General features: G+C 32.8%; 14 protein-coding genes. 13 read left to right on the forward strand and 1 reads right to left on the reverse strand.

The genetic code is table 11. From position 1 onward, the window contains the following. Nucleotides 1–281 precede the first annotated feature (281 nt). The 13 genes from HN894_16095 (at nucleotide 282) to HN894_16155 (ending at nucleotide 18,611) form a co-directional block, all read left to right on the forward strand. Entirely contained in the window at nucleotides 282–3,431 is a 3,150-nt protein-coding gene (locus HN894_16095; GenBank protein MBT7144845.1) for a DUF4981 domain-containing protein, read from the forward strand. 8 nt (nucleotides 3,432–3,439) lie between these two features. Next, nucleotides 3,440–4,339 carry a nucleotidyltransferase gene (locus tag HN894_16100; protein MBT7144846.1) on the forward strand — a complete coding sequence of 300 codons (900 nt, stop codon included), beginning with the start codon at nucleotides 3,440–3,442 and terminating at the stop codon, nucleotides 4,337–4,339. Then, nucleotides 4,330–5,391: an aminoglycoside phosphotransferase family protein gene (locus HN894_16105; protein MBT7144847.1), complete on the forward strand. Its 1,062-nt coding sequence runs from the start codon at nucleotides 4,330–4,332 to the stop codon at nucleotides 5,389–5,391. Before HN894_16100 ends, HN894_16105 begins: the two co-directional genes overlap by 10 nt. Next, nucleotides 5,388–6,431 carry a galactose mutarotase gene (locus tag HN894_16110; GenBank protein ID MBT7144848.1) on the forward strand — a complete coding sequence of 348 codons (1,044 nt, stop codon included), beginning with the start codon at nucleotides 5,388–5,390 and terminating at the stop codon, nucleotides 6,429–6,431. The genes HN894_16105 and HN894_16110 overlap by 4 nt, the downstream gene beginning before the upstream one ends. A gap of 2 nt (nucleotides 6,432–6,433) precedes the next feature. Beyond that, a complete protein-coding gene (locus tag HN894_16115) occupies nucleotides 6,434–8,065 on the forward strand; it encodes a sodium/solute symporter (GenBank protein MBT7144849.1) in 1,632 nt (543 codons plus the stop codon). Nucleotides 8,066–8,068: 3 nt separating this feature from the next. After that, nucleotides 8,069–9,223: a galactokinase gene (locus tag HN894_16120; GenBank protein ID MBT7144850.1), complete on the forward strand. Its 1,155-nt coding sequence runs from the start codon at nucleotides 8,069–8,071 to the stop codon at nucleotides 9,221–9,223. A gap of 424 nt (nucleotides 9,224–9,647) precedes the next feature. Beyond that, the gene (locus HN894_16125) at nucleotides 9,648–13,250 is read left to right on the forward strand and encodes an N-6 DNA methylase (GenBank protein MBT7144851.1); all 3,603 of its coding nucleotides are present in this window, start codon (nucleotides 9,648–9,650) and stop codon (nucleotides 13,248–13,250) included. A 14-nt stretch (nucleotides 13,251–13,264) separates the two neighbouring features. Then, nucleotides 13,265–13,957, forward strand: coding sequence for a hypothetical protein (locus HN894_16130; protein MBT7144852.1), 693 nt, complete (start codon nucleotides 13,265–13,267; stop codon nucleotides 13,955–13,957). Nucleotides 13,958–14,175: 218 nt separating this feature from the next. Next, on the forward strand, nucleotides 14,176–15,897 hold the full coding sequence (locus tag HN894_16135) for a hypothetical protein (GenBank protein MBT7144853.1): 1,722 nt from the start codon (nucleotides 14,176–14,178) through the stop codon (nucleotides 15,895–15,897). Nucleotides 15,898–16,028: 131 nt separating this feature from the next. Beyond that, nucleotides 16,029–17,129: a serine hydrolase gene (locus tag HN894_16140; GenBank protein ID MBT7144854.1), complete on the forward strand. Its 1,101-nt coding sequence runs from the start codon at nucleotides 16,029–16,031 to the stop codon at nucleotides 17,127–17,129. 248 nt (nucleotides 17,130–17,377) lie between these two features. Further along, a complete protein-coding gene (locus HN894_16145) occupies nucleotides 17,378–17,644 on the forward strand; it encodes a hypothetical protein (GenBank protein MBT7144855.1) in 267 nt (88 codons plus the stop codon). A 58-nt stretch (nucleotides 17,645–17,702) separates the two neighbouring features. Further along, on the forward strand, nucleotides 17,703–18,098 hold the full coding sequence (locus tag HN894_16150; protein MBT7144856.1) for a hypothetical protein: 396 nt from the start codon (nucleotides 17,703–17,705) through the stop codon (nucleotides 18,096–18,098). Nucleotides 18,099–18,371: 273 nt separating this feature from the next. Then, nucleotides 18,372–18,611 (forward strand): hypothetical protein, encoded by a 240-nt coding sequence (locus HN894_16155; protein MBT7144857.1) that lies wholly within the window; start codon nucleotides 18,372–18,374, stop codon nucleotides 18,609–18,611. A 30-nt stretch (nucleotides 18,612–18,641) separates the two neighbouring features. On the opposite strand, the gene HN894_16160 is transcribed toward HN894_16155, so the two are convergent. Continuing rightward, a partial coding sequence (locus HN894_16160) for a hypothetical protein (GenBank protein MBT7144858.1) occupies nucleotides 18,642–18,749 on the reverse strand: 108 nt, incomplete at its 5' end.

Raw genomic sequence — 18,749 nt, forward strand, 5'->3', positions numbered from 1 at the left:
TTAGACAGAATCCAGCTAATAGTTTTCATTGTGATGAAATATGCTTTATCAGTTTCATGTATTTTATATTTGTCAGACATTTAACAAAGATAAAAATTATTATTAAATTTAGGTTTATTTATTGTTGATAGATGCACGGATTACAAATCCTAGCTTGCGGGTACATTCTATTTTAGCTAAGCGAAGCCTGTTACTTCACTTATCAGAAAAATTACCAAAATTGTCAAACTACTTTTTTTTCTCATATTTGTTATTTTTTGATTGAAAATTAACAAATTGAAATGATGATAAAAAAACCAATTGTTGGTTTAATATTTTTGATATCGACATTAAACCTATTTTCTCAAATTCCTGAGTGGAAAAACCCTGAAATAGTAGAAATTAATAAAGAAGCTGCACATACTTTATTGATTAGTAAAAGTAATTTAAACGAAGCTTTGCGAATAGATTTCGAAACCTCAGACAAAGTACTAATGCTGAACGGTTTGTGGAAATTCAACTGGGTTCAAAAACCGCAGGATAGAGTTCTCGATTTCTACAAAATAGATTTTGACGATAGCCAATGGAAACAAATTCCTGTGCCATCAAACTGGGAATTGCAAGGCTATGGTATTCCAATTTACGTAAATCAGCCGTATGAATTTATGCCTGTTGGCGAAAGACCTGTTCCACCTTACATTCCTGAATTTTGGAATCCGGTAGGTTCCTACAGAAAAATATTTGCTCTGCCTGAAAAGTGGCAAGACAAGCAAATATTTCTTCATTTCGGAGCTGTAAAATCGGCAATGTACTTATGGATAAACGGCAAGAAAGTTGGATATAGCCAGGGCAGCAAATTGCCTGCAGAATTCAACATTTCAAATTTCTTAAAAAAAGGGGAGAATGTTATTGCTGCTGAAGTTTACCGCTGGTCTGATGGAATTTATCTTGAATGTCAGGATTTTTGGAGAATCAGCGGCATTGAACGAGATGTGTTTTTATATTCTAAACCTAAAGTCAATATTTTCGATATTTTTGCGAAAGCCGGTTTAACAAACAAATACAAAGACGGGAATTTAAATGCAAATATAACTATCAAAAATTCAAACAAAATTGCTCTAAAAAATTACTCAGTTTTGATAGAATTGTACGATGGAGAAAAATTGATTATGAGTCAATCGCAAAAAATTCTTGCTACAAAAGATGAGATTTCCATTATTTCTTTCGATCTACAAATTAAAGACATAAAACCATGGTCTGCCGAAAATCCCAATCTTTATACTCTAATTGTTAGTTTAATAGATAATTCGGACAAGCTCATCGAAATGGTTAGCGACCGAATTGGTTTCAGAACATCTGAAATAAAAAACGGGCAACTTCTCGTAAACGGAAAAGCCATATTACTAAAAGGTGTAAATCGTCATGAACACGACGAAAAAACTGGACATGTAATATCGAAAGAGTCTATGTTAGAAGACATTCGCCTGCTGAAAGAATTTAACTTTAATGCCGTAAGAACCTGCCATTATCCAGACGATCCATATTGGTATGACCTATGCGACGAATTTGGCATTTATTTAATTGATGAAGCAAATATTGAATCGCACGGCATGGGCTATGGCGAAGAAAGCCTGGCAAAAGATTCTGTCTGGAAAGAAGCTCATTTGCAAAGAACAATCCGAATGTTTGAGAGAGACAAAAATCATCCATCCGTAATTATTTGGTCGCTTGGAAATGAAGGCGGAGATGGCATAAATTTCGAAGCTACTTCTGCATTTTTGCATCAACGAGACAATAGCAGACCCGTGCATTACGAAAGAGCCGGACACAAAGCCCATACCGACATTGTTTGCCCAATGTATGCCGGAATCGGTCATTTGCTGGGCTATTCTTCACGTCCTCAGAAAAGACCACTTATTCTTTGCGAGTATTCACATGCAATGGGCAACAGCAACGGAAATTTTCAGGACTATTGGGACATCATAGAAAACAATTACCATTTGCAAGGAGGATTTATCTGGGATTGGGTAGATCAGGGAATTGCAGCCTATACCGAAGATGGCAAAAAATACTGGAAATATGGTGGCGATTATGGCGGAGACACTATTCCCAGCGATGCCAATTTTTGTATGAACGGAGTTGTGAATGCCGACAGAACTCCACATCCGGCTCTTTGGGAAGTAAAAAAAGTCTATCAGTACATTCAGTTTCGGAAAGTAGATTTTTCCAATAATCAGATTGAAATAAAAAACATGCACGATTTCATCGACCTTTCGGTTTACGATATCCATTGGGAAATTGTGGAAGACAACGCTTATATTTTAAATGGAAAAATACTGGCTCCCAAAATTGAAGCCCAACAAAGTAAAAAATATAGTTTCGATATCAATAATATAAAAGTCAAACCTAATGCTGAATATTTTTTAAACTTTAAAGTATATACAAATCAAAATATCGGACTTGTAAAAAAAGGTCATGAAGTAGCTTCTGAACAATTTAAACTTCCTATTAGTATAGAAATAAATACAAAATCAGTTTCAGAACAGAACATAAAATATAAAGAATCGAAAAAGCAATTTTTGATAAGCGGCAAAGATTTTAAGATAAGCTTTGATAAAAAAAGCGGAAGTATTTCAAAATATGAATACAAAGGTTTCAATATAATCGAAAAAGGACCTGTCCCAAGTTTTAAGCGAGCTACTACCGATAACGATTTTGGTGCTCGAATACAGAAAGAAATGCAAATATGGATTGCTGAAAGCAGCCCTGAGCGTTCTGCAAAAGCATTTAAAATTGTAGAGCAAAGTCAAAATCAAATTATACTTTCGGTCGAATACAATTTAGAAGAAAGCAATTCGGTTTGGGAAACTCAATATATTGTTAGTGGCGATGGAATTATTGAAGTTAAAAATCACTTTATCCCATCTGAAAAGCAATTGCCGCTTTTACCAAGATTGGGCAGCAGAATGCAAATTCCAAAAGCATTTGATAAAATAGAATGGTACGGCAGAGGTCCACACGAAAATTATTCCGACAGGAAAACAAGTGCATTTGTAGGAGTTTACCAAAGCAATGTAGAAGAACAAGCATTTTCATATGCAAGCCTTCAGGAAATGGGATATAAAACCGATGTACGATGGATGACTTTAACCAATCAGGACGGTATTGGATTTATGATAGATGGGGCTCCACTTTTTTGCTTTTCGGCATTAAACTACACAATTGAAGATTTAACTCGTGAAAAACGTGGCAGCTTGCACTTAAATCAAGTCCAGGCAAGAGATTTCATTGAGCTTCATGTAGATTTAAAACAAATGGGTGTGGGCGGAGACGATTCATGGTGGTCGAAACCTCATACAAAATACATGATTCAGCCAATTGAATATGAATATTCCTACAGAATTATCCCAATTGAGACAGATTCCGAACCAATGAAAATTCACAAACATTAAATAATTTTATGAAACCAAGCCTATTGATTCTTGCAGCCGGAATGGGTAGCCGCTACGGTAGCCTGAAACAAATAGATCAAATTGGTCCTTCCGGCGAAACCATCATCGATTATTCCATTTATGACGCTATTAGCTACGGATTTGGAAAACTTGTTTTCGTTATCAGAAAAAATATTGAAAAGGAATTTCGCGAAGTCTTTCTTAGAAAATATGAAGGAAAAATTGAAATCAACTATGTTTTTCAAGAAATTGAGAATTTACCCGAAAACTTTAGAGTTCCTGAAAACAGAAAAAAACCCTGGGGCACAGCTCATGCAGTTTTAGTGGCAAAGAAAAAGATAAACGAACCATTTTTAGTAATCAATGGAGACGATTTTTATGGACGCGATGCTTACCGTGTATGTTCGGAATTCTTACAAAATATTGAGAATGACATGGACTATTGTATGCCGGGATATTTTGTAAAAAACACCTTATCGGAAAATGGAGGTGTATCGCGCGGCATCTGCGAATTAAAAAATGAATATCTACAAGCAATTGTAGAACGAAAAAATATAGTTCAAGATAAAGGAAAAATATTTTTCATTAATGAAAATAATCAAAAACAATTTCTAAGTGGTTTAGAATATTGTTCTATGAATATGTTCGGTTTTAGTCCTTCTATTTTCCAATTCTTAGAAGAAGAATTTAGAAAATTTCTGCATGAAAATCAGGATAATTTAGGCTCTGAATTTTTTCTCCCTCTTGCTATAAACAATTTGTTAGAAAAGGAAAAAATCTCACTTAAAGTTTTGCCTAATAGTGCCAGGTGGTTTGGAGTTACTTATAAAGAAGACAAACAAGCAAGTAAAGATAAAATATATTCTCTTGTTAGAAATGGCAAATATCCTGAAAACCTATGGCTATAGAACTTAACATAAAGAATATTGCAAATCAGTTTAAAACCGTAGGAGAATTCAGCAGTTTCACAAGCTTGGGAGAAGGTTTAATTAACGATACATATTTGTTGGAAACAACAGCAGGTAAATATGTTCTTCAAAAAATAAATCATCATATTTTTAAGAATATCCCAGCCTTAACTCGAAACAAAGTACTGATTACACAACATATTGCATCTAAAAAAAATAGTCAGACTATACAATTCCTTCCCACACATAAAGCTTTGTATTATTATCAAAATTCTGAGGGATACTGGAATCTATCGAAATATATAGAAAATTCTGTTACCATTTTGAAAGTTTCCAATCCAAAAATTGCCTTCGAAGGAGGCAGAGCTATCGCTGAATTTCAATCATATTTGACTGATTTTGATCAAAACAATATTGTTGATCCTATCCCCGATTTTCACAATACTTCTAAACGAATACGTGAGTTAAATGAAATTTGTCGAAGAAATACTAATAACAGAAAACTGGAAGTTGAAGACTTGATTGAACTTGCAAATCGGTATCAAAAATTTATTGTTGCCATCGACAAACAGATTAAAAACAATAGTATCCCAAAAAGAATAACGCATAACGACACTAAAATTAGCAATGTGCTTTTCGATGCCAATGAAAAAGCTATTTGTATGATAGATTTAGACACTTGTATGAAAGGCTCTGTTTTGCACGATTTTGGCGATGCTTTGCGCTCAGGCACCAACACTGGGAACGAAGACAATCCTGAGAATGTTGCTATGGATATTGAACTTTTTCAGGCTTATGCCGAAGGATATTTATCTATAGCAAAAACATTTTTATGCAAAACAGAATTGGAAAATCTGGTATATGCCGGACCTTTAATAACTTACGAACAATTCGTTCGCTTTTTAAGCGATTATCTCGACGGCGATAAATATTACAAAATTCATCACCCAAAACATAATCTTGAAAGAGCAGAATCTCAGGCAAAATTGTTTTTGAGCATGATGGACCAAATAAATGAAATGAAACTTACAATTAAAAAATTGTCTGAATGAATCCGGAAAAATTCAAGAAAAATATTAATGGTAAAAAAGTCGAATTGTTTGTTCTGGAGAATTCAAATCGGATGCAGGTTTTTATAAGTAATTACGGTGCAAGGATTTTATCACTAAAATTTCCGGACAAAAACAGGAAACTGCGGGACATCGTTTTAGGGTATTCGAGCATTGATGAGCACATAAACGGACTGCCATACTATGGTGCAATAATTGGAAGGTGCGCCAACAGAATATCAAAAGGAAGATTTAAGCTTGACGGAAAAGAATGCCAGCTAAGCCAAAATATATTTCCAAATCACTTACATGGAGGCACAAAAAGTTTTTCGCATCAGGTGTGGGAACTTGTCGAATATTCTAACACAAAGTTAAAATTGAAATACACAAGTCCTCATTTGGAGGAAGGTTATCCGGGAGAACTGACTTGTGTTGTTAGCTTTCAGATTACAGAAAAAAATGAGCTAATTATAGAAATGAATGCAAAAACTGACAGAAAAACAATTGTCAATTTAACAAGTCATCCTTTTTTTAATCTTGAAGGGGAAGATTTCCCGAATGTGTTAAATCATCAGCTTAAAATCAATGCAGATAGTTATTTGTCCATGAGTCCGGATTTTGTTCCCGAAAAGAAGATAAATCTACAAAGCGATTCTGTTTTCGATTTCAACAATTTCAAAAAAATTGGAAAGGATATTCATACAAATCACCCACAATTGATACTGGCAAAAGGATACGATCATAATTTCATTTTAAATGAAAATGATGCTAAAACCACCGCTGCTTCCGTCTATGCTTCAAAGTCAGGCATCAGTATGGATTTATATACAAATCAGCCCGGCATTCAGTTTTACACAGGAAACGGTTTAAATGGCACCGATACTGGAAAAACTGGAAACAGCTATAAAAAACATGCTGCATTTTGTCTTGAACCGCAGCATTTTCCTGACAGTCCTAACAATCCTGATTTTCCATTGATTGAACTAAATCCTAATGAAAAATATTACCACTTTACGAAATTTCACTTTTCAAACAAATATTAATTATGAATTTTGGACTTATTGATTACATCATTTTTGCCCTTTATGTTTGCCTTATATTAGGAATTGGATTGTGGGTATCACGCACCCAAAAAGGGAAAACCAAAACTGCAGAAGATTACTTTTTAGCGAGTAAATCACTCCCATGGTGGGCTATCGGTGCGTCATTAATTGCTGCCAATATTTCGGCAGAACAAATAATTGGTATGTCGGGGCAAGGTTTTGGAATTGGCCTGGCTATTGCTTCTTACGAATGGATGTCTGCTATCACACTGATTATTGTCGGGAAATATTTTCTACCAATTTTTATTGAAAAAAAACTATACACCATTCCGGATTTTATAAAACAGCGTTATAGTGTAGAATTAAAAACAATTCTGGCAATATTTTGGATTTCATTATTCACTTTTGTAAATCTGACAACTGTACTTTTATTGGGTTCCAAAGCTTTAGATATGATTATTGGCAACGGAAACGGAGATTTATTGTGGTATGGAATTATTGGTTTAGCACTTTTTGCAGCAGCCTATTCGCTATGGGGAGGGCTTTCTGCAGTTGCATGGACAGATGTTATCCAGGTAATTTTATTAGTAATTGGTGGAGTAATCACCACCCTTATTGCTCTAGATAAGCTTACACCAGATGGAGGTATTTGGCAAGGTACGCAACATATTCTACAGACTGCACCCGAAAAATTCCATCTTATCCTAAGCAAATCTCATCCACTTTACAATGAGCTGCCTGGAATTGCAGTTTTGGTTGGAGGCATGTGGGTAGCCAATTTATATTATTGGGGTTTTAACCAGTATATTATTCAAAGAGCCCTGGCAGCTAAAAATCTTCGGGAAGCACAAAAGGGAATTGCTTTTGCCGGTTTTCTTAAGCTGATAGTTCCTTTTATTGTTGTTATTCCGGGAATTATTGCATTTGTGCTATATACACAACCTGATGGTACTTCGATAGTTCCGGGAGTACAGGAAAATCTGGCAATTTCGGAAACTTATCAGGCCAACGACAATGCTTATCCCTGGTTGATAAAATCTTTTGTTCCAGTAGGACTGAAAGGTTTGGTAATAGCAGCTTTGGCAGCAGCCATTGTTTCATCTCTGGCATCTATGATTAATTCCATATCAACCATTTTTACGATGGACATTTACAGGCAATACATCAATAAAAATGCAAATGACAGACAAACCGTCAGAACCGGAAGAATAGTCGCCTTTATTGCTTTATTATGTGGTGTTTTAATTACTCCGCTTCTAAGTAGCGAACGCGGAATATTCAATGTTATTCAGGAATATACAGGTTTAGTAAGTCCGGGAATTTTGGCTATTTTCATTCTTGGTTTGTTTTGGAAAAAAGCTACTAACATTGCAGCAATTTGGGGTGCAATTTTGTCGATAGCAGTGGCTTTCCTTTTTAAATTAGGCTCTCTGCCATGGATGGATCAGATGGCTTTGACTTTCCTTGCTTCTATTTTAATAATCGTCATTATTAGTTTAATTGAACATCGTGGAAAAGACGATGCCAAAGGTATCAATTTGACAAAATCGATGTTTAAAACCACTACATCTTTTAATATTTCTGCTTTTATAATAATGATTGTTCTGGCTTTTCTCTATTCAATTTTTTGGTAAATTATGAAGTATAAAATTCTGCAAACATTTAGAGAACTTTTTAATGAAGAACCTTTGTTATTTAATGCTCCCGGGCGAATAAACCTTATTGGCGAGCATACCGATTATAACGAAGGATTTGTTTTTCCGGCTGCTATTGATAAGTCGATAGTTTTGGCTATTAAGCCAAACAATTCTAAAAATGTTCGTTTACATGCTTATAACCTGAATGAAACTTATGAGTTTTATATTAGTGATTTTCAAAAATCTGAAAAAGCCTGGGCTAATTATATTCTTGGTGTTCTAAATGAATTTGAAAAAGAGGCGTACTTGATAGAGGGGTTCGATTGTGTTTTTGGTGGAAATATCCCCTATGGTGCAGGACTTTCGTCTTCTGCAGCTATCGAGACTGTTTTTACATATGCTCTCAATCATTTGCACCAGTTTCAAATTCCCTCTTCTAAGCTGATAAAAATGGCTCAAATGGCAGAGGTTAAATTTGTTGGAGTGAATTGCGGCATCATGGACCAGTTTATTAGTTTCAACGGAAAAAAAGACAAGGCTCTAAAGCTTGATTGCCGAACATTGGAGTATGAATATTTCGACATCGATTTGGGAGATTATAGCATTATTTTGGCAGACACTCTAGTAAAACACGCCCTGGCTTCCGGCGAGTATAATTTGCGGCGGCAAGAATGTGAAAAAGGTGTTGAGACAGTGCAAAAGATTTACCCCAACGTTAAAAATCTTAGAGATGTTAATATTCAGCAATTGCATGAACTGCAAAAGCATTTTCATGAAACTATTTACAAAAGATGCAAATTTGTTGTGGAAGAAAACCAAAGGGTACAAAATGCCGCTGCGTTTTTACAAAATAATATGCTTGAATCCTTTGGTCAGGAACTGTTTAAAAGTCACATTGGCCTGAGTCAGTTATACGAAGTAAGTTGTCCGGGACTCGACCTTTTGTCCGAAGAAGCTAAAAAAATGAATGGCGTTATTGGCTCAAGGATGATGGGTGGCGGTTTTGGAGGTTGTACCATTAATATTGTAAAAAGCGACATTATTGAAAAATTTGAGCAAAAATTAAACAATTCCTTTTTCAAAATGTTTAATCATAAACCGGAGTTTCATAAGGTTCGAATTGTAGATGGTGCCGGAACTTTAGTAGTCAATTGAAAAATTGAATCTATTCAATAAGCCGATTAGTTCAATTTATTTTAATTGCCGTAGCCTATAGGCTACAGTTTCAAATGAACCTACCCCAGCCTATAGGCATCAAATATTGTTGAATAATAATAACCGCAAAGGTCGCCATGGAAATCGCAATGTTTCGCAAAGAAAGCATATTCAATAACTTAGCGCTTTTTGCGGTAAAATAAATTTCATAACAATCATAGATTCGACACTTTAAACACACTAATTAGTTACAGAATTTATATTCAACCGTTTAACTATTGCTTTTGTGTTCACTGATTATTTACCAAAAATTAAATTTAAATGAAACACTATTTAAAAATTAAATATAAATTTGGAGGTTTTTAGATGAACTATCGTTGAAGATTTATATTTTTATGAATTAATTAATATTTGCATAAATGCCATGGGAATATTTCAAAAATCGGTAATAAAAAATCACTTTACGAGCCTCGACAAAGAGCAAGTTGATGAAGCATTCCGGAAGTTTAACAAAAGCTATTCATCAACAAAAATCTCTGAAATAAAACAACTAAAAGAAGAAGAATACCAGGACGGATTTTTAAGAGAAATATTTGTTGATGTATTTGGTTACACATTAAAACCAGCAGAAAATTTCAATCTGGTGAGAGAATATAAAAATCAAACAGACGGAAAAAAGGCAGATGGTGCAATTCTAAAAGATGGAAAAGCAATTGTTGTAATCGAATTAAAATCGACCAAAACAAAAGACCTGAAAAGTATAACTGAACAAGCATTTAATTACAAAAACAATCAGCCCGATTGCAAATATGTAATCACATCTAATTTTCAGAAACTGCGTTTTTATATCGATTATGCCAACGAATTCGAGGAATTTGATTTATTCAATCTGCAAAAACAGGAATTTGAATTGTTGTATTTAATCCTACACAAAGACAGCATTTTTTCAGATTTACCACTAAAATTAAAAACCGAAACTAAGTTTCACGAAAAAAACATTTCGGACAAACTCTATAAAGATTACTCGAATTTTAAATACAATGTTTACAATAATCTTGTAGAAAACAATCCTGAGTACGATAAGTTGACATTATTTAAAAAATCGCAGAAATTTTTAGACCGACTGCTGTTTGTATTTTTTGCCGAAGATACAGGATTGGTTCCACCAAATGCCATTTCCAAAATTATTGAGCAATGGCAAACACTCATTTATTTGGACGAATATAAAACATTGTACAGCCGTTTTGTTAAGTTTTTTGAACATCTCGATAAAGGGCATAAATATAAAACCTACGATTTGCCGGCATACAATGGTGGTTTGTTTGCTGCTGACGAAATTCTCAACAATGTACAAATTGACAACAAAATCCTGAAAGACGGTGCACTGCTATTATCATCCTACGATTTTAGCACCGATGTTGACGTAAATATTTTGGGGCATATTTTTGAACATTCGCTTAACGAGATTGAAGAAAAAACCGCCGAAATTGCTGCAACCACTACCACAACAACAAAGGAATTCATTCCCTTGTTGTCAGTACATAGCGAGAAAAACATATCGAAACGCAAAAAGGACGGAGTTTTTTACACACCAAAATACATAACTCAATATATAGTAGAAAATACCGTAGGTAAGCTTTGTACCGAAAAACGTGAGGAATTAGACATAAGTGAAATTGAGTTTGACGGCTCTTACAAAACCAAAGGCAAGAAACTATCCGCCAAAGGCAGGAAGCTGTTTGACACTCTCGAAAACTACAAACATTGGCTACTTTCCTTAAAGATAATTGATCCGGCTTGTGGTTCCGGTGCATTTTTGAACCAAGCCCTTAGTTTTTTGATTGATGAACACAAGCATATCGATGATATTATAGCCGAACTTACGGGCGAAACAATCCGGCTGTTCGATACCGACAAAGCCATTCTCGAGAACAATCTATATGGAGTGGATATTAACGAAGAAAGTGTTGAAATTGCTCGACTATCGCTTTGGCTACCCACAGCACAAAAAGGCAGAAAACTATCGAATCTAAACAAAAATATTAAATGCGGAAACTCACTTATTGACGACCCCAAAATTGCAGGCAGCAAAGCTTTTGATTGGAATAAAGAGTTTCCTCAAATATTTAGCGAGAAAAAGAAAAATGCCTGGCACATAACCACAGCAACACATAATTCGAGATATTCGCAACGAATGTTCGATAATTATGTTAAAACCGGTAAAGCAATATGGCTCGATGATAATGACGAAATAATAATTACGAAAACCGTAGCAGAAATAGTAAAAGAAGATAAACTAAATGTAATAGAATATAATATCTGTAGCGACCATATGCACCTACTACTCGTTTGTGAAGAAGAAAAACTGACGAATATCGTAAAAAAAATAAAAGGTAGAACTGCAAGAGAGCGAAACAGAAACAAGGGGATTAATCCCCTTGTCCGCCAGGATGGCGAAAAATCCGTATCGGTCTGGACGCAAAAATTCGGAAAATCGAAGATAGAAAACGATGAATACCTGAATAATACGATAGAATACATCCATAATAACCGCATAAAACACGAACTGCCTAAAAATGAAGAAATAGAAAAAATAAAAACAGAATTCCTATGCACAAGAGAACACGCATTTAGAACCGAATATAATGGTGGCTTTGATGTGGTGATTGGAAATCCGCCTTATGTTGATATAAAAGCCTTACCTCCTGAATTAGTTAAAGGATTATTTAAATATTATGTTACAACTGAGAATAGAATAAATTTATATTCTATTTTTATTGAGAAAGCAAGAAGTATTGTTAAAGACAAAGGTTTTGTTTCTTTTATTAACCCTAATTCAATACTTGTTAATTCATCTTATAAAAAGATAAGAACATTATTGATGTCAGAAATGACTAAAATTATTAAACTTCCTGACAATGTTTTTATAGATGCAAAAGTAGAAACAATTATTTTTGAGTATCGCAAGAATTATTCAACTGAAATTGTTGATGTTATTGTTTATCCTAAATCAGAAGTGATAAATTTTGTTGATAATCTTCGAATAAATCAAATTGATAAGAAAATTTGGAAAGAGGATAAAAATAATAATTACAATATCTTTTTATCATTGGAACATATTGGATTACTTGAAAAGATAAAAAGACAATCTACAAATGAATTAGGAGATGTTTCAGACTTTTCACTTGGAATTACACCATATGATAAATATCAAGGACATTCTGAGGAAACTATAAAGAATAGAGAATTTCATTCCTTCACTAAAATAGATGAAATGTATAAACCTTTGATTACAGGTGAAAATATTATCAGATATGATGTAATCAATAAACCAAGTGAATATATTAAATATGGCAATTGGTTAGGCTCAATGCGTTCAGAAAAGTTTTTTACAGAACCTCGAATTATTGTTCGTCAGATTGTTTCTGGTAAGCCACCACGCATCTATGCTGGTCTTACAACAGAAAGTTTATATTTTACCCAAATTGGATTTGCAATAATCCCAAAAGATAAATCAACTCTAAAATTTGTATTAGCTTTATTAAATTCAAAATTATTAACCTATTTTCATAAATATTCTTACCTTGATATTGAAAAAGATTTATTTCAAAAAATATTAATTGCAAACTGTAAACAATTACCAATAAAGGAAATTGAACAGGAAAAGCTATTTCCATTCGACAATAAAGTTGAAGTCATTGTGAACAAAAATAAAGAACTTCAACGAAAGAAAACCAAATTTCTAAACAGGCTATCAGATAATATTGAGATATATAAAATGTCTAAAAAGATAGATTCTTTTTACGATCACGACTTCAAAACATTAGTATCTGAACTTAAAAAGAAAAAAGTGGCTTTATCGTTATTGCAACAAGACGAATGGGAAGAATATTTTATGTCCTATAAAACAGAAATTAACAATCTGCAAAGCCAAATTAATCAAACAGATGAAGAAATAGACCAAATGGTTTATCAGCTCTATGAGCTAACTGAGGAGGAAATTAAAATTGTGGAGGAGGGTGTTTGATGGATTTCGAATTAATGAATAGTATATTTTTGTATTATCAAAATGAGTTAGAAAAACGTAAAATAACTTTTGACAATGTATCAACATTTGATATAAAAAATTCCCAGTTTAATATTTGCAAAAAAGATATTATTGAGCGTTTAAAAATCAAATTAAGAAATAAAGGGAAATATAGTAAGTTATTGTTAAATCAACTTACTATTCATAAATGTAATTTTGGAGAAAAATTTAATGTAAGTGATGCCGAAGATGAAGCTTACATAGAGTTTTATAATTCATCAGAAATACTTGATATTATAGAGTTAATTGAAAAAGAGAATACTAATCTTTCAAATCAGTTTAAACATAAACCATTACAAGGATTATATAAATTTCATCATAATGCATATAGCGGAATAGGGTATTCACTATTAATGAATATAAGAAATTATTGGTTTAATAAACAAGGACAAATACATAAAAAAAGAAAAGCTGATTATAAAAATATTATAGATAAACATAAATTGTCAAAACATATAATAATGAGTAATCTCCACTCACAAGCTATTTATGGTAATGAAAGAAAATTGACAGGAGAATGGCTTATATATACAAGAGTTCAAGAGGTAAATTACTTTCTTTGTTTAGCTTCACATACAGAGGGTGATAATTCAATTTATGAAAATAAAATAAAGGAATGCTATAACGAATTTCCTGAATTAATGTAAAAATTTATTATGCAAAAAATCAACTCAGAAATACTATTATACTAAACAGAAGATAGGGAAATAATAATCCAAAATTGCCAAGCAACAATTTTTTCTCATATTTGTTAATTTTTAAAGTTTATTGATTGTAGAGATACAAATTATGAATTTAATTGTGAAAAGAAATTTTAATAATAAGCTGTCCCATAAGGGATTTTGTTCAACAAATTCTATTAAAAATGCAACAGAAAAATAATTTTACAAATAATAGTATAGTTTCAAATTTGAAAATTTTAAGCATTTCAATTCTGCTTATTATTATAAGTAGTTCCTACAACAAAAAGAGCTCAAATGTACCCACATCCTTTTCTCAAGATACTGTATGTATTCATGTCATAAGTTTTGCAACACCATCTCCATCAAAAAAGGGAAAACAAGTTTACGATACCATTGCACATTTTCCTACGGAAGGCGAATGGAGAAAGATTCTAATGGTACAAACCTTAAAATGTGATAGTTCGACGAAAAGAGATAAATACCCTTGCGGTGAATGGGATTATGAAACATCGACTATTGTTTATACATCGGAAGGAAATAGCTCCGAAAAATTTCGAATAAATAGTTTTATTACTCCTTACGGAAAAAGGTTAAATCTAACTGACAATGGTTGGGAATATATTTGGGATGTAAGCGATTATGCTTCAATACTCAAAGGAGATAAACGTATAGAACACGGAAACAATCAAGAACTTCACGATCTGAAATTCATATTTATTAAAGGAAAACCTAGCCGAAATGTTTTAAAAGTTGAAAACATTTGGCCTCAAGGGAAATACAAATACGAATATTTAGCTTTAGATTCTATTTTAAAAAAGAAAAAAATTGCCCTTATAGAAAATGCCAAAAGCTTTAGACTAAAAGCCCGAATAAGTGGCCATGGGCATTTTGGGCCATACAATTGTTGCGAATGGGATGAAAAAATGCATACCTACAGATTCTCGGGTGGAGAAAAAATCAATTGGACAGTTTGGAAAGACTGTGGTCATAATCCCATTCATCCTCAAGGAGGTACCTGGCAGTTTAACCGAGCCGGTTGGTGTCCGGGAACAGCAACTGACACCTATGATTTTGAAGTAAGCAATTTTGTGGATAACGACAGCTTATCTATTGATTATCAGATAGAAATGTTTGATGGTAATGGAGAAAAAAAAGGGAATTTTACTATGTCGCACCAATTAGTGAGCTATGGAGAATTCAATTTTAAAAGTGATGCAGCTATTATAGAAATTAAGTCCCCGAATAATGCTTTACGATATAGACGAAATGTCAGAGGAAATGATGGAACACCAATAATAAATGTTCGCAATGAAGGCACCTTCCCTATTAAAAGTATAAAATTTCAATATGGAATTAAAGGAGGTGAAACACAGCACTTTACCTGGCATGGAGCACTAAATAGTTTAGAAGAGGAAGAAATAATTCTAGCTCCATTAAAAATGAATGGTTTAAAAAACAGAGAACGCTTTTATATTGAAATTCAGACTGTTAATAATAGTGCCGATGAACAAATTTTAAACAATTATGCGGAATCGGTCTGGGACTTGCCAGTCTTTTTCCCAAAAGAAATAATTCTTAGAGTTTTAACAAACGACATAGGACGTGCACAAGAAAACAGTTATGTACTGATAGACAAAAATGGCTTGCTTGTAAAAGAGAGAAGCCAATTCCCTGAAAACACAGAGTTTATTGACACCTTAAAATTAAAATCGGGGCTATATACATGGATAATAAAAGACGAACAACAAGATGGCATGATTAAACATTGGTGGAATAGAAATAGTAATCCGGACAAAATAGGAAGAAACGGGAACATTCAATTTGAAAATCTTGAAGGGGAAATTATTAATTCACCTCCTTTTGATTTTGCAGACTATTATTCTTTTTCGTTTAGAGTAAAATGATATTGTGAAAGATTTGCATAATCCTTTTTTAAAACTATTATTAACAAAATAAAGAAGCATAAAGTGATGAAATTCTGACAAAAAGTAGGATTTTGTCATTTATAATTTTAGTATTCTGTTACTGAATAACTATGAGAAATATTATTTTTATAATAATCATATTCTTATTGTTTAGCTGCGACAAAGGAGTTGAAATTCTCTCCCCTGAAAAGCTCAATGATGGAATTAATGTATCAACTACTAATCAGCACAATATTGATTCTGTTCTGATAGCAAATCTTAATAATGACATCGCTAATGGTGAATTTGGAAATATTCATAGTTTTTTGGTCATGATAGACAATGAATTAATTGTAGAGCAATATTATAGAAGTGGAAGTAGAGATAAAATTCATTTCATAATGTCTGTTACCAAAGCCTTTACATCATTATTAACAGGAATTGCAATTGAAAAAGGATATATTGATTCTGAAGATCAATATATGCTTGATTTTTTTCCTGCTTATAAATCCAAAGAAAAAGATAGTAGAAAACATCAAATAACAATTGAACATTTACTCACAATGACTTCTGGTTTTGACTGGGATGAAACTACATATCCCATAGACGACCATAGGAATAGCGGATATGAAATAGAGAGAAGTGAAAATTGGTTAATAAGTTCACTTGATTTAAAAATGGACACTATACCAAGTACAAAATATGTCTATTGTGGTTCTAATTGTGTAATACTTAGCGAAATTATCAGAGCGACCTCAAAAAAGGATATTGCTGATTTTGCTGAAAAGTACTTATTCAAACCACTTGGCATAAAAGAATATAAGTGGTATAAGAAAAATGGGATATTTGAAGCTGGTGGTGGACTATATATCACTTCCAGAGACATGTTAAAATTTGGCCACTTACATTTAAACAAAGGTATTTTTAATGGCAATCGTATAGTTTCCTGCAATTGGATTGATCAAACATTTTCTCCTTATATTGAAACTGATAAACCAGGCTTTCATACCGGATATTACTGGGACATATTAAGGTCAGAGGATGGTTTGCTCGTCTATTTTAGAGGAGGTCGTGGTGGTCAGGCAATCTCAATAATTCCAGACTTAAATATGATAATTGTAATTACAGCAGACAACAGGAAAAAACCTCAATCCTTAGCACCATTGATGGAAAGGATAACAAGAATACATCAGGATTATAAATTAAAAACAAACAACAGCATAAAGCTTTAAATATAATGTCTTGTGCCACACTCCCATAGATGAGACTTTTGTCAATCACAAAAAAGAAATTCTTTAAATATAAAAAATTCAAAAAGAAAATTATTATACATTGTCCAAAATTTTCGCATAAATCAAATCCAGATTTGTCGATAAACTTATTGTGTTTGTCGATTACATTTTGCTAAACATTGAACCTGAATTATATTTGTATCAGTTCTTAATATATTTGATACATAAACTTTTTAAAGTAGGATAAAATGGAAGCAAGAAGTCGTTGGACAGAAAACAAACTGGAGGAGAGAATTGGTCTAATTGGTTCATCTTATAGTAATGCAGTTAGAATTGGTAGTATATCAGCAGAATATATGTGGTTGAGTAAATATTATCCCGACTATAACTTTTTCAAACAATCTATGATGTTTTTCGAAAATAAACCATTCGATATTCTAAAAATTGAAACCAAAAACGGAAAAACAAAAAAAGTATATTTCGACATTTCAAGTTTCTATAGCAATGTTTCTTAATAGATTATAAACCATTCAGGAAATATTAAACTTTTCTTGATAATTAAAACCAAAAATTATGAATACTGTAAAATCAATTTTAATTTTATCATTTCTGCTCATAAGCAGTATGATTTTTGCCCAAACCGGCGGACAAAGAGGTGAGCGACAAGATGGACATCAAGGTCCTCCACCAGTTCCAAATGAAAAACAGATTAAAGAAATGGTGAGCAATTTGGCTAAAGAGATTTCATTGTCAGATGAGCAGGAAGCTGAGATTTTAAAACTTCACACTGCACATTTTGAAACAGTCAAAAAGAAAGTATCTGGCAATACCCGACCAACAAGACAAGAAATGGAGACATTCAAAAACGACTTTGAAAATCAAATAAAAGCAGTTTTAAATAAAGAGCAAATCAAAGTATATGAAACATTTATGAAGAAACACAATGCTCATCATAAAAGGAAGCATTAGGTCATTTGTTAATTGTTAGTTAGATTGAAAATTGGTTGGGCTGTATTCACTTGAATACTCCCAACCTTTTTTTTATACAAATTAGTGCAATATCCCCAAAACTTGAACAAAATTCATCTCTTTGCCGGAATTAAAAGGAATTTGGGGAGGTATTATGAAGGACATATTTAGTAGATTTTTACTATGGATTTTTTGGCTGTGCAAAATTTAAAAATAAAATATAAATTTGGCACTTTTGAGAGTAAATGACTTTAGCATAAAATATTAAGGAATATGGAAGAAATCAGGCCGATAGCTATGCCCGGAACGCACGAAAGTTTTTACGGTTATTTTATGAAACAGTCGTTTGATAAAAATTTAAAAATATTAGATGTAGGTGCAGGACATGGAGCATTTACCAAAAGGCTGCACGATCTCGGATATAATATTTCAGCATGCGACTTATTCCCCGAAATATTCATGTTCGACAAAATTGAATGTAAAAAGGTAGATATCACTCAAAATTTTCCTTAGTAATTGTAAATATATTATTGCTACAACTACTTATAATGGTTTGATAGTATAATTCCAATCTTCTCCATGAAATTCATGTTTATATATGTTAATTTTTTTGAAATCTGATTTAGATATTTTAATCCCTGTTTCATAGAT

The organism is Bacteroidota bacterium (assembly GCA_018692315.1).
Classification (GTDB): Bacteria; Bacteroidota; Bacteroidia; order Bacteroidales; family JABHKC01; genus JABHKC01.

What these genes read in the sequence shown, in the direction of transcription:
- HN894_16135 (MBT7144853.1), top strand. Translation starts at nt 14,176, where the DNA reads ATGCAACAGAAAAATAATTTTACAAATAATAGTATAGTTTCAAATTTG.
- HN894_16100 (MBT7144846.1), top strand. Translation starts at nt 3,440, where the DNA reads ATGAAACCAAGCCTATTGATTCTTGCAGCCGGAATGGGTAGCCGCTAC.
- HN894_16130 (MBT7144852.1), top strand. Translation starts at nt 13,265, where the DNA reads ATGAATAGTATATTTTTGTATTATCAAAATGAGTTAGAAAAACGTAAA.
- HN894_16140 (MBT7144854.1), top strand. Translation starts at nt 16,029, where the DNA reads ATGAGAAATATTATTTTTATAATAATCATATTCTTATTGTTTAGCTGC.
- HN894_16150 (MBT7144856.1), top strand. Translation starts at nt 17,703, where the DNA reads ATGAATACTGTAAAATCAATTTTAATTTTATCATTTCTGCTCATAAGC.
- HN894_16145 (MBT7144855.1), top strand. Translation starts at nt 17,378, where the DNA reads ATGGAAGCAAGAAGTCGTTGGACAGAAAACAAACTGGAGGAGAGAATT.
- HN894_16125 (MBT7144851.1), top strand. Translation starts at nt 9,648, where the DNA reads ATGGGAATATTTCAAAAATCGGTAATAAAAAATCACTTTACGAGCCTC.
- HN894_16095 (MBT7144845.1), top strand. Translation starts at nt 282, where the DNA reads ATGATGATAAAAAAACCAATTGTTGGTTTAATATTTTTGATATCGACA.
- HN894_16110 (MBT7144848.1), top strand. Translation starts at nt 5,388, where the DNA reads ATGAATCCGGAAAAATTCAAGAAAAATATTAATGGTAAAAAAGTCGAA.
- HN894_16120 (MBT7144850.1), top strand. Translation starts at nt 8,069, where the DNA reads ATGAAGTATAAAATTCTGCAAACATTTAGAGAACTTTTTAATGAAGAA.
- HN894_16115 (MBT7144849.1), top strand. Translation starts at nt 6,434, where the DNA reads ATGAATTTTGGACTTATTGATTACATCATTTTTGCCCTTTATGTTTGC.
- HN894_16105 (MBT7144847.1), top strand. Translation starts at nt 4,330, where the DNA reads ATGGCTATAGAACTTAACATAAAGAATATTGCAAATCAGTTTAAAACC.
- HN894_16155 (MBT7144857.1), top strand. Translation starts at nt 18,372, where the DNA reads ATGGAAGAAATCAGGCCGATAGCTATGCCCGGAACGCACGAAAGTTTT.